26 protein-coding genes are annotated in these 25,634 nt (G+C 72.9%); 8 read left to right on the forward strand and 18 right to left on the reverse strand.

Annotated features, from left to right (window positions below):
• Positions 1 to 81 precede the first annotated feature (81 nt).
• Positions 82 to 480 (reverse strand): VOC family protein, encoded by a 399-nt coding sequence (locus tag KUM32_RS28880; protein ID WP_217144910.1) that lies wholly within the window; start codon positions 478 to 480, stop codon positions 82 to 84.
• A gap of 93 nt (positions 481 to 573) precedes the next feature.
• Here KUM32_RS28880 and KUM32_RS28885 point away from each other — a divergent pair, with 93 nt between their 5' ends.
• Positions 574 to 1,563 carry a YafY family protein gene (locus KUM32_RS28885; RefSeq protein WP_217144911.1) on the forward strand — a complete coding sequence of 330 codons (990 nt, stop codon included), beginning with the start codon at positions 574 to 576 and terminating at the stop codon, positions 1,561 to 1,563.
• Positions 1,564 to 1,626: 63 nt separating this feature from the next.
• Positions 1,627 to 1,926: a hypothetical protein gene (locus tag KUM32_RS28890; protein ID WP_217144912.1), complete on the forward strand. Its 300-nt coding sequence runs from the start codon at positions 1,627 to 1,629 to the stop codon at positions 1,924 to 1,926.
• A 177-nt stretch (positions 1,927 to 2,103) separates the two neighbouring features.
• Here KUM32_RS28890 and KUM32_RS28895 read toward each other — a convergent pair whose 3' ends face one another.
• Entirely contained in the window at positions 2,104 to 2,838 is a 735-nt protein-coding gene (locus tag KUM32_RS28895) for a nitroreductase (RefSeq protein WP_254406284.1), read from the reverse strand.
• Positions 2,839 to 2,942: 104 nt separating this feature from the next.
• Here KUM32_RS28895 and KUM32_RS28900 point away from each other — a divergent pair, with 104 nt between their 5' ends.
• A complete protein-coding gene (locus tag KUM32_RS28900; protein WP_217144913.1) occupies positions 2,943 to 3,536 on the forward strand; it encodes a TetR/AcrR family transcriptional regulator in 594 nt (197 codons plus the stop codon).
• A 96-nt stretch (positions 3,537 to 3,632) separates the two neighbouring features.
• Here the strand turns inward: KUM32_RS28900 and KUM32_RS28905 are convergent, their stop codons facing one another.
• Positions 3,633 to 5,135 carry a carboxylesterase/lipase family protein gene (locus tag KUM32_RS28905; protein ID WP_217144914.1) on the reverse strand — a complete coding sequence of 501 codons (1,503 nt, stop codon included), beginning with the start codon at positions 5,133 to 5,135 and terminating at the stop codon, positions 3,633 to 3,635.
• Positions 5,136 to 5,156: 21 nt separating this feature from the next.
• Positions 5,157 to 6,071, reverse strand: a complete 915-nt coding sequence (locus KUM32_RS28910) for an MBL fold metallo-hydrolase (protein WP_217144915.1) — start codon at positions 6,069 to 6,071, stop codon at positions 5,157 to 5,159.
• A gap of 173 nt (positions 6,072 to 6,244) precedes the next feature.
• Here KUM32_RS28910 and KUM32_RS28915 point away from each other — a divergent pair, with 173 nt between their 5' ends.
• Entirely contained in the window at positions 6,245 to 9,061 is a 2,817-nt protein-coding gene (locus tag KUM32_RS28915; protein WP_217144916.1) for a helix-turn-helix transcriptional regulator, read from the forward strand.
• 113 nt (positions 9,062 to 9,174) lie between these two features.
• Here KUM32_RS28915 and KUM32_RS28920 read toward each other — a convergent pair whose 3' ends face one another.
• Positions 9,175 to 10,578: an NAD(P)-binding domain-containing protein gene (locus KUM32_RS28920; RefSeq protein WP_217144917.1), complete on the reverse strand. Its 1,404-nt coding sequence runs from the start codon at positions 10,576 to 10,578 to the stop codon at positions 9,175 to 9,177.
• Positions 10,579 to 10,868: 290 nt separating this feature from the next.
• Between KUM32_RS28920 and KUM32_RS28925 the strand changes: the two genes are divergently transcribed.
• Positions 10,869 to 11,243, forward strand: a complete 375-nt coding sequence (locus tag KUM32_RS28925; protein WP_217144918.1) for a helix-turn-helix transcriptional regulator — start codon at positions 10,869 to 10,871, stop codon at positions 11,241 to 11,243.
• Positions 11,244 to 11,322: 79 nt separating this feature from the next.
• Here KUM32_RS28925 and arsB read toward each other — a convergent pair whose 3' ends face one another.
• Both arsB and KUM32_RS28935 read right to left on the reverse strand, forming a co-directional pair.
• Positions 11,323 to 12,441 (reverse strand): ACR3 family arsenite efflux transporter, encoded by a 1,119-nt coding sequence (arsB, locus tag KUM32_RS28930; RefSeq protein ID WP_217144919.1) that lies wholly within the window; start codon positions 12,439 to 12,441, stop codon positions 11,323 to 11,325.
• On the reverse strand, positions 12,438 to 12,746 hold the full coding sequence (locus KUM32_RS28935; protein ID WP_217144920.1) for a helix-turn-helix transcriptional regulator: 309 nt from the start codon (positions 12,744 to 12,746) through the stop codon (positions 12,438 to 12,440). Before KUM32_RS28935 ends, arsB begins: the two co-directional genes overlap by 4 nt.
• A gap of 95 nt (positions 12,747 to 12,841) precedes the next feature.
• On the opposite strand from KUM32_RS28935, the gene KUM32_RS28940 reads away from it, so the two are divergent.
• A complete protein-coding gene (locus tag KUM32_RS28940; protein ID WP_217144921.1) occupies positions 12,842 to 13,264 on the forward strand; it encodes an arsenate reductase ArsC in 423 nt (140 codons plus the stop codon).
• A 135-nt stretch (positions 13,265 to 13,399) separates the two neighbouring features.
• On the opposite strand, the gene KUM32_RS28945 is transcribed toward KUM32_RS28940, so the two are convergent.
• The 8 genes from KUM32_RS28945 to KUM32_RS28980 form a co-directional block, all read right to left on the reverse strand.
• Positions 13,400 to 14,026, reverse strand: a complete 627-nt coding sequence (locus tag KUM32_RS28945) for a hypothetical protein (protein WP_217144922.1) — start codon at positions 14,024 to 14,026, stop codon at positions 13,400 to 13,402.
• Positions 14,027 to 14,030: 4 nt separating this feature from the next.
• Positions 14,031 to 14,678 carry a sigma-70 family RNA polymerase sigma factor gene (locus KUM32_RS28950; RefSeq protein ID WP_217144923.1) on the reverse strand — a complete coding sequence of 216 codons (648 nt, stop codon included), beginning with the start codon at positions 14,676 to 14,678 and terminating at the stop codon, positions 14,031 to 14,033.
• Complete coding sequence (locus KUM32_RS28955) at positions 14,675 to 14,875, reverse strand: hypothetical protein (RefSeq protein ID WP_217144924.1); 201 nt, start codon at positions 14,873 to 14,875, stop codon at positions 14,675 to 14,677. Before KUM32_RS28955 ends, KUM32_RS28950 begins: the two co-directional genes overlap by 4 nt.
• 388 nt (positions 14,876 to 15,263) lie before the next feature.
• A complete protein-coding gene (locus KUM32_RS28960; protein WP_308408743.1) occupies positions 15,264 to 16,217 on the reverse strand; it encodes an urease accessory protein UreD in 954 nt (317 codons plus the stop codon).
• Positions 16,214 to 16,909 carry an urease accessory protein UreG gene (ureG, locus tag KUM32_RS28965; RefSeq protein WP_217144925.1) on the reverse strand — a complete coding sequence of 232 codons (696 nt, stop codon included), beginning with the start codon at positions 16,907 to 16,909 and terminating at the stop codon, positions 16,214 to 16,216. Before ureG ends, KUM32_RS28960 begins: the two co-directional genes overlap by 4 nt.
• 215 nt (positions 16,910 to 17,124) lie before the next feature.
• Entirely contained in the window at positions 17,125 to 17,799 is a 675-nt protein-coding gene (locus tag KUM32_RS28970; RefSeq protein WP_217144926.1) for an urease accessory protein UreF, read from the reverse strand.
• An 82-nt stretch (positions 17,800 to 17,881) separates the two neighbouring features.
• Positions 17,882 to 19,720, reverse strand: coding sequence for an urease subunit alpha (locus KUM32_RS28975; RefSeq protein WP_217144927.1), 1,839 nt, complete (start codon positions 19,718 to 19,720; stop codon positions 17,882 to 17,884).
• Positions 19,704 to 20,366, reverse strand: a complete 663-nt coding sequence (locus KUM32_RS28980) for an urease subunit gamma (RefSeq protein ID WP_217144928.1) — start codon at positions 20,364 to 20,366, stop codon at positions 19,704 to 19,706. Before KUM32_RS28980 ends, KUM32_RS28975 begins: the two co-directional genes overlap by 17 nt.
• 414 nt (positions 20,367 to 20,780) lie before the next feature.
• Between KUM32_RS28980 and KUM32_RS28985 the strand changes: the two genes are divergently transcribed.
• Complete coding sequence (locus tag KUM32_RS28985) at positions 20,781 to 21,224, forward strand: ester cyclase (protein ID WP_217144929.1); 444 nt, start codon at positions 20,781 to 20,783, stop codon at positions 21,222 to 21,224.
• Between the two features lie 115 nt (positions 21,225 to 21,339).
• Here KUM32_RS28985 and KUM32_RS28990 read toward each other — a convergent pair whose 3' ends face one another.
• Positions 21,340 to 21,882 (reverse strand): DUF1707 domain-containing protein, encoded by a 543-nt coding sequence (locus KUM32_RS28990; RefSeq protein WP_217144930.1) that lies wholly within the window; start codon positions 21,880 to 21,882, stop codon positions 21,340 to 21,342.
• 187 nt (positions 21,883 to 22,069) lie between these two features.
• Here KUM32_RS28990 and KUM32_RS28995 point away from each other — a divergent pair, with 187 nt between their 5' ends.
• Positions 22,070 to 24,724, forward strand: coding sequence for a DEAD/DEAH box helicase (locus tag KUM32_RS28995; protein ID WP_217144931.1), 2,655 nt, complete (start codon positions 22,070 to 22,072; stop codon positions 24,722 to 24,724).
• 112 nt (positions 24,725 to 24,836) lie between these two features.
• On the opposite strand, the gene KUM32_RS29000 is transcribed toward KUM32_RS28995, so the two are convergent.
• Positions 24,837 to 25,211: a hypothetical protein gene (locus KUM32_RS29000; RefSeq protein WP_217144932.1), complete on the reverse strand. Its 375-nt coding sequence runs from the start codon at positions 25,209 to 25,211 to the stop codon at positions 24,837 to 24,839.
• Positions 25,208 to 25,462 carry a hypothetical protein gene (locus tag KUM32_RS29005; protein ID WP_217144933.1) on the reverse strand — a complete coding sequence of 85 codons (255 nt, stop codon included), beginning with the start codon at positions 25,460 to 25,462 and terminating at the stop codon, positions 25,208 to 25,210. The genes KUM32_RS29000 and KUM32_RS29005 overlap by 4 nt, the downstream gene beginning before the upstream one ends.
• Between the last annotated feature and the right edge of the window lie 172 nt (positions 25,463 to 25,634).

A 25,634-nucleotide genomic window follows, 5' to 3' on the forward strand; every position in this document is an offset into this window, starting at 1 on the left:
CCACGGCCCGTCGCCGACACACGCGCCCCGGGTGACGCCGGTTGCCCGCCCGGGCAGGCTGAGCGCGGGCCGTGCGCGGCGTCACCGTGCCAGTCGTCCGGCGGCCTCCGCAGTGACGGGGGTGAAGAAGTTGACGAGGTTGCCGTCGGGGTCGCGGAACAGCAGGGACCGGTTGCCCCAGGGCATCGTGGTGGGCCCGTTGACGAAGTCGGTGACGAAGCCGGTCAGGTTCCGGTGCACGCGGTCCACGTCGTCGACGAGGAACTCGGTGATCACGCTGTGGTTGTCCGCCGGGCGTGCGGAGCCCGGGGCGAACAGCGGGACCGTGCGGATGCCGGCGATGGCGAGGGTGGCCCCCGCGGTCCTGAGCTCGGCGAAGTCCTCGGTGGCCCACACCGCCCCCACCCCTGTGGCGCGCTCGTAGAACTCGACGAGGCGCGCCACGTCGCTGGTGATGACGCGGATCGAGACGAAGTCCATGGGGATCTCCTTGGCTGTACGGGAGGCGTGCACGTCGCAGGCTAGGAGAGATAGAGGACAGAATCGGTCCGGTATGCGCGTTACGTTGGGTCCATGTCCCGACCCACCAGCCGCGTGCTGACACTCCTGGAACTGCTGCAGTCGGGGGGCACCCGGACCGTGGCCGAACTCGCCGACCGGCTCGGGGTCGAAGGGCGCACCGTGCGGCGGTACGTGGACCATCTGATCGACCTGGACGTGCCCGTGGAATCCGTGCGCGGCCGCTACGGCGGGTACCGGCTCGCCCCCGGGTACCGCCTGCCTCCGCTCATGCTCAGCGACGACGAGGCACTCGCCGTGCTGCTCGGGCTGGTCGCCGGCCGCCGAGCAGGGCTGACGACGACGGAGCGCACGGCGAACGAGACGGCGTCGGCGAAGATCCGGCGGGTGCTGCCCCGGCACGTCGCCCGCCGGCTCGACGCCCTCCTGGAGACTCTCGCCTTCACGGATCAGCCCGGCGAGTTCGACACCCCGGACGCCGGGGTCCTGCTCACCCTCGCCGACGCGGTGCGCCACCGCCGGCCGGTCTCGATCCGCTACACCGACCGCGGCGGACGGCGCAGCGAACGCACGCTGCACGCGTACGGGATCGTCGCCCACGCGGGCCGGTGGTACGTCACGGGCGTCGACGCCGGGATCGGCGAGGACCGGACCTTCCGGCTCGAGCGCATCGCAGACGCGAGGACCCTGCCCGGCTCGTTCGAGGTGCCCGCGGGTCCCGGTCCGGCACAGCGCGTGCTGTCGGGGTTCGCCACGGCTGAGTACCAGCACGAGGTGACCTTGCGGATCCACGGGACGGTCGAGCAGATCCGTGCCCACCTCCCCGCCGGCGTCGCGAGCCTGGAGGAGCACGAGCCCGCGGCAGGCCGGGACCGGGCGGCCGAACGCTGGCTGCGCGTCGAGCTACGGGCGGCACGGCTCGACTGGCTGCCACCGGTGCTCGCCTCGCTCGACCGGCCGTTCGTCATCGAGCGCCCCGACGAACTGCGCGACCTCGTCACCGCGCTCGCCGGTCGTCTGGCATCCCGCGCCCGCCCGGCGTGAGCGGCGCGTCGGCCCGGGAGGGTACGCCGGACGAGCAGGGGTGCCCGCTGCCGTCATCGGCGGATGAAGTACTTCACCCTCACCACGAAGCCGACCGGCCATGACCCGTCCGGCGTCGAAGCCGCCCTCCGCCGGGCCTGGAACGCGTGCGCCGCGGTGGCCTGCCCCAAGTGCCACGTACCGCCGTGGCAGTACTGCCGCGACCGGACCCGGGGCGCCTGGTACGTGACCCGGTTCCACCGGCCCCGGCAGGATGCGGCGAGTGCCTCCGCGATCCTGACGCCGGTGGGGATCCACGGCCTCAGTCGGGCGAAGGGCACGGGGGTGTTCACCTGGGACGACCGGCGCGTTCCGACGCTGTGACCGGCGCGGGCCCCGGTGTGGCGGGCGCGGGCCCCGGTGTGGCGGGCGCGGGCGCCGGTGTGGCGGGCGAGCCGGGCGCGGGGGCCGACTTCGTGTGCGGGCCGACGGCGGGTACACCGGCTCGCTGACCGCTTGCCCGAGCGCACGCCGACGTGGCCGGTCCGCTCCCCGGGGCGCTCAGGCGTGGAAGGCGGTGGTGGTGTCGAGGGCGGCCCGCCCGGTCGTGACCCGGTTCACCGGCGCGCTCCGGTCGGCGTGGCCGAAGGAGATGCCCACGAGCAGCTTTCCTTCGGTGACGCCGAGTTCGGCCCGGACGGTGTCGGCGTAGAAGCTGAGCAGGCCCTGCGGGCAACTGTCCACGCCGTAGGCGGCCATGGCGAGCAGCAGCGTCTGCATGTAGGCGCCGACGTCGGCGGCCAGCCGCGGCCCGCCGTCGCCGGTGACGAACAGGAACGCGGCGTGGGGTGCCCCGTAGAAGCGCAGGCTCTCCGCGTCGTAGGCCGCGCGTGCCGCGTGGTCGTCGGGGCCTATGCCCAGCGCTCCGTACAGACCGGCGCCGAACGCCGCCCGCCGCTCCTGGTGGACGGGGGCGTACATGTCCTCGGAGTACGGGAAGTCGGCCGAGGTGCGCTGTTCGGCGTGGGCCGCCTGCAAGGCGTCGGCCAGGCGTTCGCGCCTCGCACCGCTGGCCACCTCGACCCGCCACGGTTGCGCGTTGGAGTTGGAGGGCGCGGCACCGGCGAGCGAGAAGATCGCGCGCATGGTGTCCTCGGGAACGGGTTCGGGACGGAACGCGCGTGTCGCGTGGCGGCCGCGTATCAGCTTCTCGGCGTAGTCGCTGTAGTCGCTGAGATCGCTGTAGTCGCTGTGGTCGCTGTGGTCACTCAGGTCGGTGGGAACAAGCCCGCTCATGGAACTCTCCTCAAAGGACGCTTAAGTAAACGGGTTTGTTTACCCGCGGACCCCACTGTAACCACCCACTCCCCCTGAAGTAAACGAGAACGTATACTTCCCTCATGAGTACGGTGACGACGGCGCCTCGGCGGCAGGGACGTGGGGGGCGCGCACGCATCCTGGCCGCCGCCGCCCAACTGTTCGCGGCCCAAGGGATCAACGCGACCGGCATGGAACAGGTCGCGGAGCGGGCACCGGTGTCCAAGCGCACCCTCTACGCGCACTTCCGGACCAAGAGCGACCTGGTCATCGCCCACCTTCAGGACCTCGCCTCGACGGGGCACACTTTGGAGAGCGCGCTGACCCGCGAGGACATCCCGGCGAGGGACCGGATCCTCGCGCTGTTCGTCCTGCCCGCGCCGGACGCGGCGCCCGTACGCGGATGCCCGTTCATCGACGCCGCCGCGGAGTTCCCCGACCCGCAGAGCGCGGTCCACTCCTACGCCCGCGAGCAGAAGCTGCTGATGGTCCGGCTGGTGACCGCGCTGGTGACGGAACTGGGCTGCCGCGAGCCCGCCGCACTCGCCGAACAACTCGTCACTCTCGCGGACGGCGCCGCCAGCCGCGCCATGGTGCTCGGTGACGCGGACTACGGACGACACGCGCGGGCAGCGGCAGAGGTCCTCCTGGACCACGCTCTGCCGGGCACGGGCTGAGTGGCGCCGATGACCTCGCCCGTGCCCGGAGACCTTCGGGGCGGAGCCCTCGCGGATGCCTCGGGACAGCGGGGCCGCCGGGGCGGGGACGCTCCCCTACGAGGGCCGGCGCCAGGCCTGCCGTTCCCGGCCGCGGGGGTCGTCGGCCTGGGCCCACTCGGCGTCGATGCGCATGGTGGCCCTGCGCTCGGTGTCGTACGGGTCCCAGCCGGGGTCGCCGCTCCTGGCGAACCGGATCCACGTCTCGTGCACGCGGGCGGCGAGATCCGTGGGGGGCTCGTCGGGTCCGAGCAGGGCGGTGCGGCCGTGCAGCCGGGGCAGGTGCGCGAGGTCGAAGACGAAGGGCAGCTCGACGGCGTGGGTGGCGCCGAGCTGTCCGTCCAGGGCCCCGGAGCGCCAGGCGAACTGGTAGGCGTAGGTGGCGGACCGCGGACGGGCGGCATGGGCGTCGGCCAGGGCCCAGCTGCCCGCGCCGAACAGCGCGTCGCCCATGATGGCGGAGCGCAGCTCACCAAAGGACGCCCCGGGGCGTGTCTCCCGGTAGGTCTCGACGAGCCGCGCCGGATCCGGGTGTGAGCGCGTCGCCACGTCGTCGACGTCCCCGGCGGTCGAGGCGGCGTACTGGTCCACGGGGACCAGGTAGAGGTTTCCCTCCTCGGTGTTGGTCCCGACGAGCAGGGTGACGCCGGCGCTGAGGCCGGCGGCGACGGAGTCGGCGGGCTGAGTGTCCAGGACCAGGCTGAAGGGGCTCAGCCCGATCAGCGGGTCGTGGTGCGTCCCGGTCCGCAGGTCGATGCCCGCGAGCCGCGAGGCAGCCTCGACCAGGCGCTCGTCGGGGATCTCCGCCAGGGCGTCGACGTGCGGCTCGACGCCGAGGGCCTCGGCCGCCGCCCGGGTGACACGGGCGGCCTGCTCCGTGGTGAACGCCCCCAGGCCGCTGCCGCTCTGGACGATCGCCCGGCGCAAGAGGCCCGCGGCGTCAGGGGTGGCGAGCACGCCTGCGACGATGGTCGCCCCCGCCGACTGACCGAAGAGGGTGACGTTGCGCGGATCACCGCCGAAGACGGCGATGTTCCCCCGCACCCAGCGCAGGGCGGCGACGACGTCGAGCAGGCCGCGGTTGGCGGGCGCGCCGGGGAGGTCGAGGAACCCGGCGATGCCGAGCCGGTAGTTGAGGGTGACGAGGACGACGCCGTCCCGGGCGAAGGCGGAACCGTCGTACAGCGCGGACCGCGTCGATCCGGCGACGAATCCGCCGCCGTGGACGAACACCATGACGGGCAGGTCGCCCCCGGGGGCCGTGGGCGTCCAGACGTTGACCGTGAGGTAGTCCTCGGCGCGGCTCCACCCGGCGCCGAAGTAGGGGGACATGTCGATGCCGCCGAGCCTGCGCTCTGCCTGCGGCGCGTTGGGCCCGGGCACGGTGGCGTCCCGTACGCCGTCCCACGGCTCGTGCGGCCGCGGGGGTGCGAACCGGCCGGCTCCGCGGGGCGGGGCGGCGTAGGGGATGTTCAGGAAGACGGTGGTGCCGTCGTCCTGGCGCCGGCCGCGGACGGCTCCCAGCGCGGTGGTCACGACGGGTCCGGGGTGGTGGTTCACGGTGGTGCCCTTCCGGGGGACTCAGGCCTGCTCGGTGTACGGGGCGAAGGGTGCCCAGCCCTTGATGGCGAACTTGCTTCCCTCGCGCGCCACTTCGGCGGCGCCGTGGCCGCCCAGGTGCGCGGGGATCACCAGGGCGTTGTGGTCGGCCGCCCAGCCGAGCACCTTGTGGCGGGTGGCGCGGGCGCCGGCGGGGTCCTCGCAGAAGCAGCTGTTGGCGTCCGGTTCGAGGATCTGCACCGGGTTGTGCAGCAGGTCGCCGACGAACACCGCGCGGTCGGTCCCGGAGGTGAGGGTCAGGACGGAGGAGCCGGGCGTGTGTCCGGGAGCCGCGTCCAGGCGCAGGCCGGCGTCGATCCGGTGGCTGTTCTCCCACAGCAGCGTCTGGCCGGCCCGGTGCACCGGGGCGACACTGTCCTCGAAGACGTTCTGGTTGCCGCGGCCGAGCAGCGGCTCGTGGCCGTTCTCCGGGTTCCAGAAGTCGAAGTCGTCCTTGGGCATCAGGTAGGTGGCGTTGGGGAAGGTGGGCACCCACTGCCGCCCGTCCAGGTAGGTGTTCCAGCCGACGTGGTCGATGTGGAGATGCGTGTTGACCACGATGTCCACGTCCTCGGGCGCGACACCGGCGCGGGCGAGATTGGCCAGGAAGCCGGTGCTGAGGTGGCTCCACACCGGCGCGTACGGGCGCTCCTTGTGGTTGCCCACACCCGTGTCCACGAGGATGGTCCTGCCCTCGCTGCGCAGCAGCCACGTCTGGATCGCGGAGTTCACGATGTTGGTGTCGGAATCCAGGAAATGCGGGGCCAGCCAGGAGCCGCCGTCTTCCCACACCTCCTTCGGGCTTTCCGGGAAGAAGGCGTCGGGCGTCATGCCGACGGGGCCGAAGTACTCCCGTACACGGGTGACCGTGACATTGCCGAGCGTGATCTGGTCCATGGGCGTCCTTGGGAATCCGGGGGTTTCCCGCACCGTACGAGCGGCCCCTGCGGTCGGGGTATCCGTCAGGTGACTGCACCCGTGCGCGGCACGGGCAGCAGCCGGCCGCTTGTAACCTGGTCGGGCAGGGCAAGGCGGCTCCGGTTCGGGGAGCCACGGTTCCGGGAGACCTCGTGGACGGGCACACAGGCGGCCTCGGCGCGGTCACGGGACCGGAGCCGGATCCGGGTGAGCCGTTCGTCGGCCGGGACGCGGAACGGGCACGCCTCTTCCGTGCGGTGGACTCGCCGTCGGCCGACCCGGCCGTGATGCTGGTCGGCGACCCGGGCACGGGGAAGAGCGCGCTGCTGAACCGTGCGGTGCGCCGGGCCGAAGCCCACGGTGCTCGCGTCCTGCGCGCCGAGGGCACCGAGTCGGAGTCGAGCCTGGCGTTCTCCACCCTGCACCAGTTGCTGCGGCCGCTGTCGGCCGAGGTGGACGAACTGCCACAGCGGCAGCGCCGCGCGCTCCAGGACGCCTTCGGCACGGGACCTGCCGTCCCCCGGCATCACGCGAGCGCACCCGGTCCGATGCTGATCGGGGTCGCCGTCCTGGGTCTGCTGTCGGACCTGGGCGACCGACAGTCTGTGCTCGTGGTGCTGGACGACGCCCAGTGGTGCGACCGCGCCTCCCTGGACGCACTGTCGTTCGCCGCCAGACGGCTGGCAGGTGAACCGGTCACGATGCTGATCGCGGCCCGCGCCGGCGACCACCTCGCGGGCTTCGGCCGGCACGTGCCGACGCTCGTCCTCGAACCGCTCGACGACGTCACGGCGAACCGGCTGCTGGACCTGCGGCCGAAGAGCCCCACCGGCCGCACCAGGGCACGGATCCTCGACCAGGCCGGCGGCAACCCCCTGGCACTGGTGGAACTGGCGAGGGCGGCCACCGCCGAGGGCACGGCCACCGAGCTGCCGTCCGCGGGTCCACTCCCCCTCACCGACCACCTGGAGCGGGTCTTCGCCGCCCGCCTGGACGGACTCCCCGCCGCCACGGCGCGGGCGCTGCTCTTCCTGGCCGCCATGGACGGCGCCGACTTCGCGATCGCCGTCCCGGCCGGGCTGCCGAGCGCCGCCGACGGCGCCTGGCCGCCCGCCGAGGAGGCGGGGCTGGTCCGGCGGACCGGCGGGCACGTCCGGTTCCGCCACCCGCTGGTCCGGGCGGCCGTGTATCACGCCGCGTCCCCGGACGCCCGGCGCGAGACCCATCTCGCGCTCGCCGAGCTGCTACGGGACGAACCGGACCGGCGTGCCTGGCATCTGGCCGCCGCCTGCCCGGGCCCGGACGCCGCCGTGTCGGCGGAGCTGGAGCGGACCGCCGCCCGGGCCACCCGGCGCGGCGGCCACGCCGCGGCGGCCACGGCCCTCCAGCGCGCGGCGGAACTCGCACCGCGACGCGAGGACGGCGCCCGGCTGCTGGTCGAAGCCGCCTCGGCGGCGGTGTTCACCGGTGACCTCGCCTGGGTGGAGGAACTGGCCGCCGCGGCACGCGCACGCACCGACGACCCGTCGCTGGCGGCCGCCGCCGTCGCGCAGGCAGGACGGCTGGCGATCCTGACCCTGCGCCACACCACGGTCTTCTCACGACTGACCGACGCCGCCGAGGAGGAGCTGGCCGCCTCCCGGCCCGCCGCCGTACTGGATCTTCTGGCCGGCGCCGCCGTGGTCCGCTTCTACTCCGGAGACGACACCCAGCTCCGCCGCATCCAGGACATTCTGCGGCGCCTTCCCGAGGACCCTTCATCCGCCGACCTGCGCACCTGGGTGAGGGCCGTGTCGGACCCCTTCGGCCACAGGCGCGAGTTCGTCTCCCTGCTCCCCCGACCGGCCGCCCCGGCACAGGCCCGGCCGGAGCAGCTCGCCACCGTCGGCATCATGGCGTGGCTGCTGGACGAGACCCCGCGGGCCGTCCGCGCCTTCGACGCGGCCCTCGACCGCTGGCAGTCGCAGGGAGCCCTGCCGGAGGGGCTGGGCGGCGCGGTCGCCTGGGCCTATGTGGAACGAGGGCGTTGGGACCAGGCCCGGGAGGCCTGCGCCCGCACCACCGCGATCGGCCGGGCCGCCGGCCTCGACCACGCCGTGGCCTGCGCGGCCACCGTGGATGCCACCGTGTTGGCCTACCGGGGAGACGCGGCCGCGGCCCGCGCCCGGGCCGACGAGGCGCTCACCCTGGTCGACCCGCTGGAGAGCCGCTCGGTCTGGGTCTACGCCCGTCGTGCGCTCGCCGCGGCGGCCCTCGCGGAGGGCGCGTACGAGACCGTGTACGACCGGCTCCGCCAGGTCTTCACGTCGGACGGCACGCCTGTGCACTACCACGCCTCCTACCCCGCCGTGGCGGACCTGGCCGCCGCCGCCGTGCGCTGCGGCCACCGCGAGGAGGCCGCGGCGATCGTCGAGCGGAGTGCACGCACGCTCGCGGACGACGCCTCGCCCCGCCTGCGCGCGCTGCTCGACCGGGCCCGTGGCCTGCTGGCCTCCCCGGAGGACGCCGAGCCGCACTTCCGGGCCGCCCTGGCCGACCCGGTCCTCGTTCACTGGCCGTTCGAACGCGCCCAGACGTTGCTCGACCTCGCCGAGTGGCTGCGGCGCCGCCGGCGCATCGCGGAGGCGCGCGGGCCGCTCACCGAGGCCCTGGAGGTCTTCCGGCGCCTGGGTGCCCGCCCGTGGATCGAGCGCGCCCGGGCCGAAGCGCGCGCCGCCGGCCTCGACGTCACGGACACGGTCCCCGACGCACTCGCCGCACTCTCCCCGCAACAGCAGCAGATCGTCAGGCTCGCCGCGCGGGGACTGACCAACCGCGAGATCGGCGAAAGGCTGTTCCTCTCCCCGCGCACGGTCGGCTCGCACCTCTACCGCAGCTTCCCCAGGCTGGGCGTCACCGCCCGTTCCCAGCTGCGCGACCTCGTCGACGGCTCCCTCGCGACGATCGGCCGGGATCTCACGGCACCTTGAGGGCGTCGAGGCGGCCTGCCGGCCGGGCGTGAACCGCTCCGTCCCTTTCCGGTCGCGGCCCCACCTCCTCGGGCGCCCCGGTCACGGCCCACCGCCCTCGGGCGCCGAGCCGGTCACGAGGCGCAGCAGCCGCCCGCCGGGGCCTCGTCAGCGGCTGCCGGCGCCGCCGCGGGAGGGGTGAGCCGGACGAGCTGGGGCGCGGGCGCGCAGCAGCCGCCGTCGTCGGCCTGGGTGGTGTCGGGGGCGTCGAAGAGGCCGGCGCCGCCGCAGACCCCGGTCTCGGGGAGGGTGAGTTCGACGCGGTCGGCGGAGTCGAGGTCGCCGGCGATCGCGGCGGCGACGGAGCGGACCTGCTCGTAGCCGGTCATGGCGAGGAAGGTCGGGGCGCGGCCGTAGGACTTCATGCCGACCAGGTAGACGCCGGTTTCGGGGTGGGAGAGCTCGCGGTGGCCGTGCGGGTGGACGGTGCCGCAGGAGTGCTGGTTGGGGTCGATCAGCGGTGCGAGCGCGACCGGGGCCTGGAGGCGCTCGTCGAGGCCGAGGCGCAGCTCGTCGAGGAAGGACAGGTCGGGGCGGAAGCCGGTCAGCACGATCACTTCGTCGACCGCGTCCAGGCGGCGTCCGTCGTCACCGACCAGGACCAGGCGGCCGTCGGTGCCGCGTTCGATCACCTCGGTGCGGAAGCCGGTGACCGCGTCCGCGTGGCCGCCGTCGACGGCTGCCTTCGCGGCCAGGCCCAGGGCACCACGTGCCGGGAGCTGGTCGGCCTCTCCCCCGCCGAAGGTGGAGCCGGAGATGCCCCTGCGCAGGATCCACACGGCCTTCGTGCCGGCCCCGTCGTCGGACTTCGCGAGGTCGGCGAGGAGGGCCAGGGCGGTGAAGGCGGAGGCGCCGGAGCCGATCACGGCGGTGCGCCGGCCGGCGTACCGGGCGCGGACGACGGGGTCCCTCAGGTCCGGGACGCGGTAGGTCATCCGGTCCGCGGCGGCCTTCTCGCCGAGGGCGGGCAGACCGCTGCCGCCTGCCGGGGACGGGGTGGCCCAGGTGCCGGAGGCGTCGATCACGGCGCGGGCGAGGACCCGCTCCTCACGGCCGTCGGCACAGGCGACCTGCACGACGAACGGCTGGGCCTCGCGGTCGGCGTCGACGATCCGGTCGCGGCCGGCCCGGGAGACACCGGTGACGGTCGCACCGACACGGACGCGGTCGCCGAGGACGTCGGCCAGCGGCCGCAGGTAGCGCTCGGCCCAGTCGCCGCCGGAGGGGTAGGCCGCCGGATCGGGGCGCGTCCAGCCGGTCGGGGCGAGGAGCTTTTCGGCGGCCGGGTCGACGACCTCGCCCCAGGTGGAGAACAGGCGCACGTGGCTCCACTCGCGCACCGCGGCACCGGGCACGGGCCCGGCTTCCAGGACCAGGGGGTCGAGGCCCCGGTCGACGAGGTGGGCGGCGGCGGCCAGACCGGCGGGACCGGCCCCGATGACGACGACGGGCAGCTCGGTGGTGGCGGACGCGTTCACGGCGACTCCTTGCGTGTTTCGACATCTGTCGATGGCTTGCGCGGCCAGCATGACACCTGTATCGATGAACGTCAACATAGACATTCATCGAATTCATGAGGACGCGGCATCCCTGACGCGGCTGCGGGCCCGGCACCATCAAGGGGTCACCACCGAGGCGGCGGGGCCGACGCGCGGGGAGCGGGAGGGGCGGCGCAGCCCGTCACCGGACTCACCGCGCGACATGGGCGCCCCTCGCGCGCCGGTGACGGACCTCCCCGCACTGGTTCGACGTGTGTCAACATAGACGTATGTCGAATGCGAAGGTGCTGCCGTTGCCCGAGCCCGCCGACGGCCAGGGTGCGGCGCCGTGCTGCCCGCCGCTGACCGAGCGCCCGATGACCGCCGAGGAAGCCGAGACGGCCGCGCGGATGTTCAAGGCGCTCGGCGATCCGGTCCGCCTGCGGCTGTTCTCCGCCGTCGCCTCCCACGCGGGCGGCGAGGCGTGCGTCTGCGACATCTCCGACGTCGGCGTCTCCCAGCCCACCGTGTCCCACCACCTGAAGAAGCTCAAGGAGGCCGGCCTCCTCACCTCCGAGCGACGTGGCACCTGGGTCTACTACCGGGTCGAGCCGTCGGTCCTCGCCGCCATGGGCAAGCTGCTGGCCCTGCCCACCGCGGCCTGACGGCGGGACAGGCCGCGATGGCGGCCGGCGGCGAGCCCTGTCCGGCCGCCGCCGGCCGCCATCGCGGCGCCGGGCCGCGTCACGGGGCCGTCGTCACCGCGTCGGCGGCGAACCTCTTGCGCCAGGCGAGAGCGACGTGGACCAGGCCGATGAGGACCGGGACCTCGATGAGCGGGCCGACGACGCCGGAGAGCGCCTGGCCGGAGGTGACGCCGAAGGTGGCGACGGCGACGGCGATGGCCAGCTCGAAGTTGTTGCCCGCCGCGGTGAACGCCAGGGTCGTGGTGCGGTCGTAGGCCAGGCCGAGGCCCTTGCCGAGGAGGAAGGTGCCGAAGAACATGACCGCGAAGTACACCAGCAGCGGAAGCGCGATCCGGGCGACGTCCAGCGGCTGCGAGGTGATCGTCTTCCCCTGGAGGGCGAACAGGATGACGATCGTGAAGAGCAGCCCGTACAGGGCCCACGGGCCGATCTTCGGCAGGAACGTCGCCTCGTACTTCTCGCGGCCCGCCTTCCGCTCGCCGACGCGGCGGGTGAGGAAGCCGGCCAGCAGCGGGACGCCGAGGAAGATGACGACGTTCAGCGCGATGTGCCAGACGGACACGTCCAGGCCCTGGCCGTCGCCGAGGTTCATCCAGCGTGGCAGCAGGTCGAGGTAGAACCAGCCGAGCAGCCCGAACGCGAGGACCTGGAAGACGCTGTTGAGGGCGACGAGGACGGCGGCGGCCTCCCGGTCGCCGCAGGCCAGGTCGTTCCAGATGATGACCATGGCGATGCAGCGGGCCAGGCCGACGATGATCAGGCCGGTGCGGTACTCGGGCAGGTCGGGCAGGAAGATCCACGCCAGCGCGAACATCACCGCCGGGCCGACGATCCAGTTGATGAGCAGCGAGGAGACCATCAGCCTGCGGTCGCCGGTCACGCGGTCGAGCCGGTCGTAGCGGACCTTTGCCAGGACCGGGTACATCATGACCAGCAGGCCGAGCGCGATCGGCAGTGAGATCCCGCCGACCTCGATCTTCGCCAGCGCGTCGTTCATGCCCGGGACGAGACGGCCCAGGGCCAGGCCGGCGGCCATGGCGAGCAGGATCCACACCGCGAGGTAGCGGTCGAGGGTGGAGAGCTTCTTGACGATCGAGTCGTCCCCTGCCGCGTCGGCCTTCCGGCCGCGGGCGGCGGCGGGTTCGGTGGAGGTCACGGGCAGGCCCTCTTGTTCCCGGCGGCATCACGGGCGGAGGCGGCCAGTTCGGCGAACTGCTCGGAGAGGCCGGCCAGGACCTCGGGCTTGAGCCTGTAGTAGGTGAAACGGCCGCACGGCTCGGTCTCCACGATCCCGGCCTCCCGCAGCACCTTCATGTGGTTGGACAGGTTGGTCTGCTTGGCTCCGGTCTCCTCGACCAGGTGCGTCGTGCAGAGCGTCTCGCGCGCCAGCAGGGTCACGATCCTCAGGCGGAGCGGATCGCCCAGCACCCGGATCACATCAGAATCGACTGAAGTCAGCATGCACTGATACTTTCACATCATCGCCCGCTGATACCAGCGTGGGTTGAAGTCACCGGCGGCCAGGTTCCGCCCTGCGACGAGAGAGAACGATCACCATGGCCGACAAGCCTTCCGTCCTGTTCGTCTGCGTCCACAACGCCGGCCGCTCCCAGATGGCCGCCGCGTGGCTGACCCACCTGGCCGGAGACCGCGTCGAGGTCCGCTCCGCCGGCTCCGCCCCGGGGCATCAGGTCAACCCGGCCGCCGTCGAGGCCATGGCCGAGGCCGGCATCGACATCTCCCAGGAGACGCCGAAGATCCTCACCGTCGACGCGGTCCGCGAGTCGGACGTCTGCGTCACCATGGGCTGCGGCGACACCTGCCCCGTCTTCCCCGGCAAGCGCTACCTGGACTGGCAGCTCGACGACCCGGCCGGCCAGGGCGTCGAGGCCGTGCGCCCGATCCGCGACGAGATCAGGACCCTGGTCGAGGGCCTCATCGCCGAGATCGCCCCGGAGAAGCCGGAAGCGACGGCGTGAGCGGGGCACGCGCGATCCCGTAGCAGCCCGCGTGCGGCCGGTCGCGTCGGCAGGGCCTCGGGTGCTGGTGGGGAGCGGCCCGGCCGCAGGCCGGGCCGCTCGGCCACTGAGCGGTGGCCGGTGGTCGGCGCGGGTTCAGCAGGCGTCGACGAGTTCTTCGATCTGGTCGGCGAGGCGGTGGTCGGGGTGGTGGAAGGGGGCGCCGGCCAGTTCTTCGACCTTGAGGCGTTCGACGGCTTCGCGCAGGGCCAGGACGGGGTGGTCCAGGCGGCGGGCGGGCCCGGGGGTGGCCGGGGTGAGGTGGAGGTCGCTGTCGAGGTCGAGGGCCTGGTGGGCCCAGTGGTCGGCGTCGCGGAGTTCGCCGCGCAGCAGGTGGTGCAGGTGGAGGCAGTACGCGGCGGTGGCGTTGCCGGCGCCGGCGGCGAACTGCCACCACCACAGGGCGCTGTCGGGTTCCTGGGCGAGGCTGAGGATGCAGGCGAAGTGGAGGGCGCCGTCGGCGTCGGAGGGGGCGTCGGCGATGCGGGCGAGGTGTTCGGCGGCGTCGGTGCTCTGGATGAGTTCGGTGGACAGGGCGGTCAGGGCCGCTTCGGCGTTGCCCAGGGCAGTGGGGTAGTGGCCTTCGGGTGCGGGGCGGGCGCCGAACATGAGGGTGGCGGTGACGTCGCGGACGATTTCCCGGTGCAGGGCGTCGAGATCGGCGTCGGTGACCGTGTCCGGGAGGAAGGCCTGGTCGAGGTAGTCGTCGATGCTGCGCGGCACGGTCTTACTCCTTCTCCTCGTCGTCACCCAGCTCTATGCCGAGTTTGGTGGCGATGCGCTTGCGGGCCAGGCGGCGGTGGGTGCGGGCGGTGGCCGGGCTGATGCCCATGATGTTGGCGGCCTGCTTGCAGGGGTAGCCCAGGACGTATTGCAGGATGATCACGTCGAATTGGCGTTCGGGCAGGGCGGCGATGGCCGTGTAGAGGCCGAGGGGGGACTCGATCGCCGCCAGCTGCGCGCGCATGTGCTCCAGCGTGGCACGGACGGCGTCGTGGACGGCGGTGGTTCGCGCGGTTCCGGCGGGCGTGGTGCTGCGTCCGTCGGCGGCGGGGCCGACGGACATGCGCAGGTGGAGTTCGACGCGCATCTTCAGCACGCGCCAGGCGTAGGCCTCCGGTCCGCCGTCCTGGAGGAGGACGACGGCCCAGTTGAGGGCGAGGTGACTGTAGAGACGCCGTACGACGTGCTGGGCGGCCTTCATGTCGCCCAGCACGGTGGCCGCGTACCGCAGTTGCGGCCGGGCGTACATGCGGTAGAAGGCGTCCAGGTCGGAGGGCATCTCGTAGTGGACGCCCCGCAGGGTGTTCAGTTCCCCGGAGGGAGTGGGGAGGGTGTAGGGGGTGTTGCTGTCCTCGGGGACGGCCATCGTCATGCCTCCTCGTCCCGGGCGGGTGCCGCGGCGAGGGCCTCGGTGGCCGCGGCGCGTGCCGGCTGCGTGCTGAGCAGCTCGGCGACGCCGACCCGGGCGCCGGCGCGGAGCAGCCGGCGCAGTCCCGCGACGACGTCGGGGAGGAAGACGCGCGCGGCGGTGGTGGCCGCCAGCAGCACGAGCAGATCGTTCACGGTCACGGGACCTGGTCCTCTCCTGCCAACACAGCGTCAACTCGTCCTGGGCGCAGGAGAGATGGCGCTGCGGAGGACACCGCTCTGGGTCCTCGACTGCAGGATTTCGGATCGGAGGGGTCAAACGCGCATGCCCTTCCCGACCAGATTTTGACGCAAGGTGATCACTCCGGCACGCACAGGAATAGGCCGCAGCGTTGCGTCACCGCTCGGACACCCTGTGCGACCTGGGAGAACACCCGCCCCACGCCACCCGGAAGAGGTCACTCCCGCCCGTCCGGACACACTGTCGAACCTCGCACTTGTGACGAGCATCACAGGGGCAGAACGTTTGGCCGACTGAGCAACCGGGGGCGTTCTGCCCGCATTTGAGCGGACGGGCCGCCTCCCCGGTTCACGAACGGGTCTCTCGCTCCGGCCCGCCCTCGCGCCCCGGCGTCGCGTGGACGACCGCGAGCGCCGTGTCGAGGAGGTGGCGCAGCAGGGCCGGTGTCGGGGCGACGGCGGTGGCGACCAGGGCCTGGGCATCGGCGAGAGGGGTCAGCACCGCGTGGCCCTTCGCCGGGTCGTCGCCGATGACGCGCGGCTCCTGGGGGGTGTCCAGCTCCGGGTCGACCAGGAGGAGTTGCCCGGTCGCGCGGTGGCCTCCCAGCACGGCGGGGCCGTCCCAGGCCGGGGCCGGGGCGCCGTAGGCGGTGTGCTGGACGAGGAGCGGCCGACCGGCGCGGCGTACGGTCAGGCGGGTGGTGAGGTGGCCCGGTGGCTCGCCGGAGCGGCCCAGGAGCTGTTCCTCCCGCATGAGCAGGTGGGAGGTGGCGGCGAGGTCCACGTCGAACGTCTGGTGCAGGGTGCTGCCCCGGGTGCTGATCAGCGGCTCGGGCAGCCAGTGCAGGGACGCGTGCTCGCCCACCGCGATCCGTACGGCGTAGGTGGCGGGGTCGGTGGTGGACCCGCGCAGGGCGATGGTGGCGGCCGCGGTGGTCACCTCCAGCCGGGTGCGCGCCCCGGCGGCGACGTCGAGGGCGAGCCGGTCTCCGCCCAGCGGCGCGCTCATCGCGCCGAGCACGCGGACTCGTGCCCGCTCTCCACGGGCCCGTAGCCGGCGCAGGTGGAAGGGGCCGTCGTGGTGCAGGAGGGGGACCGTCGTGGTGCGGCCGTTGTGGGCGGCCCGGATACGGGCGGTCGCGTGGACACCGCAGGAATGCGCCCCGGCAGGGCGGGTGGTGGGCGACGCGTTCGGCGGTGGGCCGGCCTCGGCGGGGCGCCGGCCGGCCGGTCCGCCGTCGGCCAGGGGCGTTGCGCCGACCGGTGTCCGAAGGCTGGCCGACGTCTGTGCGGTGCCGCTCACCGGGAGGCTCCGGCGTGCCAGGCCGCGAGACAGCCGGTGACCCAGTCGGCGACCGGTCGGACGCCGTCGGGGGTGGTGAGGCTGGTGAAGGCGTACGGCAGGTCTCCGCGCTGCTTGCGGGTGTCGGCCCTCATGGTGCCCAGGTCGACGCCGACGTGGGGGGCCAGGTCGGTCTTGTTGACCACGAGGAGGTCGGCGGTGGTGATGCCGGGGCCGCCCTTGCGGGGGATGTCGTCGCCGCTGGCCACGTCGATCACGAAGACCTGGGTGTCGACGAGTCCGCGGGAGAAGGTCGCGGTGAGGTTGTCTCCGCCGGACTCGATGAAGACCAGGTCCAGCGGGTGCAGGGTCTGTTCGAGCTGCTCGACCGCTTCGAGGTTGGCCGAGATGTCGTCCCGGATGGCGGTGTGCGGGCAGGCTCCGGTCTCGACGGCGGTGATCCGCTCCGGTGGCAGGACGGCTTCGCGGCGCAGGAAGGCGGCGTCCTCCTGGGTGTAGATGTCGTTGGTGACCACGGCGATGGACAGCCGGTCGCGCAGGGTGCGGCACAGCGCGGCGACGGTCGCGGTCTTTCCCGAGCCGACGGGCCCGCCGAAGCCGATGCGCAGGGCACGGCGGCTGCCGTCGGCGAGCAGCGGGTCGGCGCCGTGGGTGTGGCGCTGCGGCATGGTCACGGGGTGGTCGAGATGCACGAGGGGGCTCCAGGTCGGTCGGGCTGCGGGGGCTGGTGGGGGCTGTCAGGGCTGGTGTGCGCTGCCGGGCTGGTCGGGGCCTGTCAGGGCTGGTGTGAGCTGCCGGGCTGGTCGGGACTGCCGGCGCTGGTCTGCGCTGTCGGGGCTGGTCAAGGCTGCCGAGGCTGGTCAGGGCTGCCGAGGCTGGTCAGGGCTGCCCGAGCTGGTCAGGACTGTCAGGAGGCGAAGAGGCGGACGGTCCAGGCGGCGTGCTGCTCGGCGGTGATGTCCAGCAGGGGGGCGGAGGCGGAGGGCAGGGCGGCGACCCCCTCCGTCACCGCCCGCCCCGCCGCGTCGGCCGCGGTGCCGGCGACGGTGTCGAGGTCGTCGGCGAGCCGTGCCAGTACGGCGGTGGCGTCGAACGGGTCGAGGCTCAGCAGGCGCACCGCCGCGGTCGCCGGACCGCCGACGCTCTCGTAGGCGGCCGCCTGGGCGGCGTCCCGCGCGGTGAGTCCGGCGGCACGGGCGGCGACGCCGAGGACGACGGGCTGATGGGCGCCCTGGGGTCGGTGGCGGGCGAGGTGGTCGAGGCCGGCGCAGGGCCAGGTGGCCCGGGCCGCGCGCATCATCTGCCGGCCCAGGCGACGCGCGATGCCCCGCAGGGCCGGTGAGGGGGTGCGGGTGTCGGCGGCCTCGTCCAGGGCGAGGGTGTCGTGTCCCCCGGCGGCCGCCGCGGCGAGGCCGGCCGCGACCAGCCCGGCGGTGTGCAGGCGCCCCCGGCAGAAGGCCTCCAGGCTCGCGGTGTCGTGGACACGTCCGGAGGCGACGGCGGCCTCCATCCCGCCCGAGTGGGCGTGCCCGCCGGCGGGGAAGCGGCCGTCGGCCAGGAGGAGCAGGGCAGTGCGGCTCATGGGGGCGGCAGGCCCGCCTTTCGCGAGGGGGTACGGGGCCGGCCCGCGCGGGCCGGCCCCGTACCCGGACGAGGAGAGGGAGTCAGAACAGGAAGTACCTCTGGGCCATGGGCAGTTCCGTGGCGTAGTTCCGCCCGACCTCCTGTCCGTCGACGGTGGTGCGGACGTCGGAGGTGGTGGCGCCGCCGATGGTGACGTCGAAGGTGTCGGGGTCGACCTCGATCTTCGGTCGGCCGTCGTTGTGGATCATGTCCGCCTTGGTGACGTCCCGGGTGGAGCGGATCGCGCGCAGGGGCTTGAGCAGACCGGTCTGCGGCAGTCGGCCGGTAAGGGCCGCCTCGGAGACGAAGTTGAAGGAGTTCGCCGCCGGGGAGCGCCCCTGGAAGCCCCAGACCGGGCGCGGCAGGTAGGGCTGCGGGGTGGGGATGGAGGCGTTGGCGTCGCCGATCTGCGCGTAGGCGATCTGGCCGCCCTTGATGACCATGTGGGGTTTGACGCCGAAGAACTTCGGTTCCCACAGGACCAGGTCGGCGAGTTTGCCGGTCTCGACGGCACCGACCTCGTGGTCGATGCCGTGGGTGATGGCCGGGTTGATGGTGTACTTGGCGACGTAGCGCCGGGCCCGGAAGTTGTCCGCGTCGGCGTCGTCCTCGCGCAGGTGACCGTAGCGTGCCTTCATGACGTGCGCGGTCTGCCAGGTCCGCATGATCATCTCTCCGATGCGGCCCATGGCCTGGGCGTCGGAGGACATCATCGAGATGGCGCCCATGTCGTGCAGCAGGTCCTCGGCGGCCATGGTGGAGGGCCGGATCCGGGAGTCGGCGAACGCCATGTCGGCGTCGACGTCCGGATTGAGGTGGTGGCAGACGATCATCATGTCGACGTGCTCCTTGACGGTGTTGACCGTGAAGGGCCGAGTCGGGTTCGTCGACGCCGGCAGCACGTTCGGCATACTCGCGAGGCTGATCATGTCGGGCGCGTGACCGCCGCCGGCGCCCTCGATGTGGAAGACGTGCAGGCTGCGGTACTTGGCGTCCTTGGTCTTGCCGCGTTCCATGGTCGCGGCGTAGGTGTTGTGCACGAAGCCGGCCTCGTTGAGCGAGTCGGCGTGCAGCGCGACCTGGACGCCGGTCTCCTCGCACACCGACAGGGCGGCGTCGATCACCGCCGGGGTCGCGCCCCAGTCCTCGTGGATCTTGAAGCCGAGGGCGCCGGCCGCGACCTGGTCGTGCAGCGCCTTCCTCGAGACGGTACTGCCCTTGGCGAGCAGGCCGACGTTGACCGGGAAGGCGTCCAGTGCCTCGAACATCCGCTGGATGTGCCATTCTCCGGGCGTCACGGTGGTGGCCGTGCTGCCCTCGGCGGGACCGGTGCCGCCGCCGATCAGCGTCGTCACGCCCGACGCGACCGCCTCGTGGATCTGGCCCGGGCACAGGAAGTGCACGTGGGTGTCGACGCCGCCCGCGGTCAGGATGCGGCCCTTGCCGGAGATCACCTCCGTCTCGGGCCCCACGACGAAGTCGGTCGCGCGCTCGTCGTCGTTGTGGCGCGGCGACATGGTCTCGGGGTTGTACGCCTTGCCGATCGCCCGGATACGGCCGTCGCGCAGACCGACGTCGGCCTTGACCACACCCCAGTGGTCCAGGACCAGAGCGCCGACGATCACGGTGTCCACCGGCTCGCGGGGGTCGTCGCGGGGGATGTGCGACTGGCCCATCGACTCGCGGATCACCTTGCCGCCGCCGAAAACCATCTCGTCGCCGCTGCGTCCGGGGCCGCCGCACCAGTCCTCCTCGATCCTGAGGACCAGGTTGGTGTCGGCGAGCCGGACCCGGTCGCCGGCGGTCGGGCCGTACAGGTCCGCGTAGCGGGACCGCAGCAGCGGGTCCCAGGGCTTGTCCTTCTCAGTCTCGGTGGGCATCGAGGTGCTTCTCCTCTTCGCTCTTGCCGGCCTGGAGCCCGTGGACGATCCGCTCCCCGGCGATGGGCACCAGCATCACGGTGCGCCTGTCGCAGGGTTCGAACCGCTCGGAGGTGCCGGATGCGATGTGCAGCCGCATCCCGTGGGCGTCCTCGCGGGAGAACTCGAGCCCCTCGTTGGCCTCGGCGAAGTGGAAGTGCGAACCCACCTGGACCGGGCGGTCCTTGGGGTTGAAGACCTCCAACGGCACAGCCTCCGCACCGTCGTTGAACACCACCCGGTGCTCGTCCTCGTCCGGCAGCAGGTCCAGCTTGCCGGGGTGGACGTCCACCTTGGTGGCCGCCTCGTCGAACGGGTCGTCGATGGTCACCAGCTTCGTCCCGTCCGGGAACGTCGCCTCGACCTGGACGTTGTCGATCATCTCCGGGACACCGTCCATCACCTCGCTGCGCCGCAGCACATGACGCCCGGACTCCATCACCGCGTCGACCGTCGCGCCGGCCCTCGCCTCCTCGTAGACGTGTGCCGTCAGCAGCGCCATCACTTCCGGGTAGTTCAGCAGCAATCCGCGCTCACGGCGCCGCTGGGCGACATCGGCCGCCACGTGGACCAGCAGACGCTCCTGCTCGTGCGGAGTCAGATGCACGCTGGTTCCCCCTCTCCTGCTCGTCGCTCCACGGCGTGGTGATCACCACTGAGTGAGACGGAGCGATGCCGCTGTTCCGCCTGCCGCAGACCGATCATGGAGGGGTGAGGAGCCGGTACGCCGCGGAACGGCCTGCTCAGCCCTGATGGGATGAACCGGGGTCACGGGTCGTGCGAGGGGGGCGTCCGCAGGCGGCCGACCGCCCCGGCGGACCCCACGGCCCTGGGAGGCCCACGGCCCCGGCAACGGGCCGAACGGGCAGTCGGCGATGGTCGGCCCCGTCAGTCCCCGGGTCAGATCCGCATGCGAGGTCGAGGGATGTCACATTCACGGGCCCCCGCGGTGTCTTGATGTCGAAGAGCCCCCCGGGCGGCGACGACCGCCACAACGCGCAGGTCCCCGAGGAGGAACCACATGTCAACAACACAGGCAGCAGACAACGCCACGACGTTGCGCCGGTTGCACGACGCCGTGAACACCGGCGACACGGAGGTCATCTCGAAGGCCATCGACGAGGTGGTCGCCCCGGACGTGCTGTTCCACGCGCCCGTACCGACCGGTGCGACGGGGGTGCAGGCACTCAAGCAGGTGTGGACGGTGCTCCTTCGCGCGTTCCCCGACCTTCATGTCGCGGCGGAGGACGTGATCCCCGCCGGGGACAAGGTCGTGTCCAGGAACACGGTCACGGGGACCCACCTGGGCGAGTACAGGGGCCTCCCGCCGACCGGCACGTCCGTCCGGTACAACGAGATCTTCGTCTTCCGCTTCGCGGACGGCCGGATCGCCGAGATCTGGGGGGTCGTCGACGTCTTCTCACAGCTGCGACAGCTCGGCGTCGTTCCCGGAGGCTCCCTGTGACGGACGCCCTCCTGGACGTCGGGGGAACTCGTCGGGGCTGAGCACGCCGCGGACGGTGGCGGGCGGCAGGACGAATCCGCCCGCCACCGCGTCCTCTCCGAAGTACGGCCGCGTCTCAACGCCACGCGTGGCGGATCCTCAACCGTCCGAACCCCATGGCCCCGGTGATCCGGATCGTCGGCCCGCCGGGACGGGAGCGCCGCGGGGGCTGGTAGCGCGCGTCCTTCCACCCGGTGCGCAGATCGCCGATGTCGACGATCGCGTGGCGAGGGACCGTGATCCGGGCTCTGCCGGTGCCGAGCTGCAACTCGATGTCGACCACCGGATGCTCGATGACCGCCCGGGACAGGTCCAGGTACACCCTCCCGAACGCGGAGGCGACCTTGAGCATCCGAGGTACCCGCCACGCACCGCGCCGTTTGATCCGTCCGCCGGCGGCGGCGATCGTGGACGTCGTGCCCGCACCCTGCTCCGGGAGCGAGGCCAGGGCCGGCCCGAGTTCGCTGTGCGTCCTCGCGGTCAGCACCCGGTCAAGGCGTTCGTCCATCTCCTCGTGCGAGATGTGCCCCTCGGCGTACGCCTCCTGCACGCGCCGCACGGCCGAGTCGCGGTCGTCTTCGCGGAACACTGGCGACGGGTCTTCCGGCGGAGAGGTCACCGCTTCATCGTAGTGCCGTACCAGCGATGCGAACCGGCCCGTGTCACGGGGCTGCCGCGGCTGTCTCCCTCGGGCGTGGGCGTCGTGGGACGGCGATCCCGTACCGGCTGTGATCCGGTGGGGAGGGGGTCTACCGTTGCCTTCCGCGGGTTCCCCCTACGCGGCCCGCGGGAGAAGGCAGATCGGAATGGCAGTGAAGGAACTCCGTCCCCACCAGCGAGAAGCCGTGGACGCGGTGCTGCGGGCGCTCGAGTCGCCGGCGGGTTCGACGGTGCCTCCGCGCGGGCTCCGGACCCAGGTGATCATGGCGACCGGGTCGGGCAAGAGCCTCGTCGCCGTGCGGAGCGCCGAGGAGCTGCGTGCGGGCCGCGTGCTGGTGCTGGTCCCCTCGCTGGACCTGCTCGCCCAGACCGAGGCCGCATGGCGCGAGGGCGGCCGCACGGGCCCGGTGATCGGGGTCTCGTCGCTACGCGGGGACGAAGTGGCCTTTCCCAACACCACGGACGTGGACGAGCTGGTCGCGTGGGTGCGCCCCTTCGACAAGGTCACGGTGTTCGCCACGTACGCCTCGCTCGGGCTGGGCACCCTGGAGCGCGCTCACCGGGCCGGCCTGCCCGGCTGGGACCTGGTCGTGGTCGACGAGGCGCACCGGACGTCGGGCCGGCTGGGCAAGCCGTGGGCGGTCGTCCACGACAACCAGCGGATCCCCGCCCTGCGGCGGCTGTACATGACCGCCACTCCCCGGCTGTGGCAGCTGGACGAGGACTCCGGGCAGGGCGCGCCGGGTGAGCTGGTGGCGAGCATGGAGGACGACCCGGACGGGCCGTTCGGTGCCCGCTGCTACACGTTGACGCTGTCCGAGGCGATCGACCGGGGGATCTGCGCGCCGTACCAGGTGGTGTGCCTGGACATCACCGACACCCAGCTCCAGGCCGCCCGGCTCCTCGGCGCGGAAGGCCGCTCGGACGAGGTCCGCGGGGCCCGGCTCGCGGCACTGCAGACCGCGCTGGTGAAGGCGTCGGCCGAGGAGGACATCCGCCGGACGCTGGTCTTCCACCATGTCGTCAAGGAGGCCGAGGCGTTCGCGGCCGGCCTTCCCGACGTCGCCGCACGGCTGCACGCCGCCGACCCGGAGCTGTACCCCCGGACGATCTGGGCCGACTGGCTGTGCGGCGAGCACAGACCGGACCACCGGCGGCGGGTCCTCACCGAGTTCGCCGACGGCATCACCGCGGACGGCACGGTCGTCGAGAAGGGCTACCTGGGGTCCGTGAGGGTCCTGGGCGAGGGCGTCGACACCAGGAACTGCGACAGCGTCTACTGGGCCGACGTACGCGGCTCCATGCCCGACCTCGTCCAGGCCGTCGGCCGCGCCCTGCGCATCCAGCCCGGCGAGGGCAAGGTCGCCTCCCTCGTGGTGCCGGTCCTGCTCGGGCCCGGGGAGACGGCCGACAACATGCTCACCTCCCGGGCCTACGGCGGCCTGGCGAAACTGCTGGAAGCGCTCCGGGCGCACGACACTCGTGTCGTGGAGCGGCTCGCCGAACAGCAGGCCCGCAGCAGTGTCAGGGGCGTGCAGAGCCGTGGCGGAGGGCCGGAGGACTTGGAAGCCGCCAGCGACCGAAGCGACCGACTCTCCCTGCCTGCCCGCGAGCTGCTGAAGTTCAGCACCCCGCGCGATCCCGCGCAGCTGGCGGCGTTCATCAATCTGCGGGTCCTCAACCCCGAGCACGCCCACTGGAGGCGCGGCATCGAGGCCGCCGCCCTCTACGCCCGCGAGTACGGCGACCTGCGCGTGCCGTTCACGTTCCGCGTGCCCGCCGTCGCCGGGCAGGAGACCGAAGCCGGGCGGGAGACCGAAAGGCGGGAGACCGAAAGGCAGGAGACCGAAAGGCAGGAGGCCGAAAGGCGGGAGACCGAAAGGCAGGAGACCGAAAGGCAGGAGACCGAAAGGCGGGAGGCCGAAGCCGAGGGGTGGCCGGCCGTGCTCGCCGGGTTTCCGCTGGGGCAGTGGATCGCCGACGCCAGACGCGCCTTCGCCCGCGGGACCATGGACGCCGACCGCGTCGAGCAACTGGAGAAGCTCGGCATGGTGTGGTCGCACTTCGACGTCGCGTGGGAGGAGGGCCTCGCGGCGGCGCGCGGGTGGGCCGAGGAGAACGGGCACCTGCTGGCGCCGCTGGACGCCACCTACCGGGGACACCGGGTGGGTATCTGGCTGAAGAACCAGCGAGCCGCCGCCCGCAGGGCGCAGCACGACGAGCGACGGCACGCCGAAGGGCTGCCGGTCCGGCCGACGGCCGGGGCGCTGTCGCAGGAGCGTCGCGAGCAGTTGGAGGACATCGACCCGTCGTGGTGCCCTGCCTGGTCCGTGGAGTGGCAGCGCGCCTTCCACCTCGTCCGGCAGCGCCTGGAGGCCGGTGGCGCACTGCCGACGGAACCGGGCACCGTCGTGCGCCAGGGCGAGGACCTCGGGCGGTGGGTGCGCTCGGTCCGGCTCGGGTGGGACCGGCTGACGACCGTGCAGCAGTGGATGTGCCGGCACATCCTCGGCGTCGAACCCGCGGGCGAGGACGAGAAACCCCGGCCGCGCCGCACACACGCCGACAAGTGGGCACTCAACTACACCGCCGCCCGCCAGTTCTACGAACGTGAGGGGCACCTTCGCGTACCGAGGAAGCACGTCGAACAGATCGTCATCGACGACGAGGGCGGCGGCGAGGGCCGCGAGGTCCGGGAGCTGAAACTGGGGGCGTGGATCGGGAACCAACGCTCCCGGGCCGCCACGCTGACACCCGAGCGGGTGGAGCGGCTCTCCGCCATCGGCATGCGCTGGACGTGACGGCCGCCGTCACGCACGGCTCCGGTCACGGTGCTCCGCGTGGGGTCCGCCCGCGGCCGGGAACCGGTCGTCCGCCCCTTCGAGTACACCGCCTGTACGCCGTATCCCCAGGTCAGGCGGGGTCGAGCGGGGTGATGCCGGTGCCCGCGTAGAGCTCGGGTGCCAGCGACAGGACCGTGAGTGGCGTCCCCTCCCGCACCGCGTGCCAGGCGATCGCCGCCGCGTGCGCCACCGGCCACTCCACGTTCGTCCAGTCCATCGCGTCCACCGCGTGCGCCGCGGTGAACGGGACGTTCTCCGCGAAGCGCAGGGACGCCGCGTGCTTACCCGCGCCCGCGGCCTGCCGCTCGGCGGCGAGGACGGAGAGCGAGGGGACGAGTACGCGGCCACCGCCGCGTGAGGCCTCGATGTAGAGGCCGGTGAGGAAGGAGTTCGCGCGGTACAGGGCGATCAGAGCGGTGTGGTCCAGCAGGGCCGTCAGGGTCATGCGGCGGTGCCGCCCTGATGGGCGCGGATCTTCGCCCAGGCCTCCCGGCCGGACCGCTGAACCTGCTCGCTGTACTCGACACCGAGCTCACGGGCCGCTTCGAGGGCGCGCTGCTCCCGCTCGGCCTCGGTGAGCTCGCGACGGGCGAGCTCCTCCAGCAGCTCGGTGATGGTGGTGCCGCGCTCGTCGGCGAGGACACGCAGCCGGTCGCGTACTTCCTCACTGGTCTTGATACTCGTCGGCTTGCTCATGCCATCGATTCTACCGCTGGTAGAACTGCAGCCCCAGGCGGTCCGGGGCGCCGTCCCGGACCCGGGCGGGTCGGGGCGGGGCGGGCTGCCGGGTGACGAACCGCGCAGGGCCGTGCGGGCCGCCGAGCGCGAGCGCGGTGAGCGGAAGCGGGTGGGGGTGGGGGTGGCGGGC

Source organism: Streptomyces sp. AC627_RSS907, from assembly GCF_019049165.1.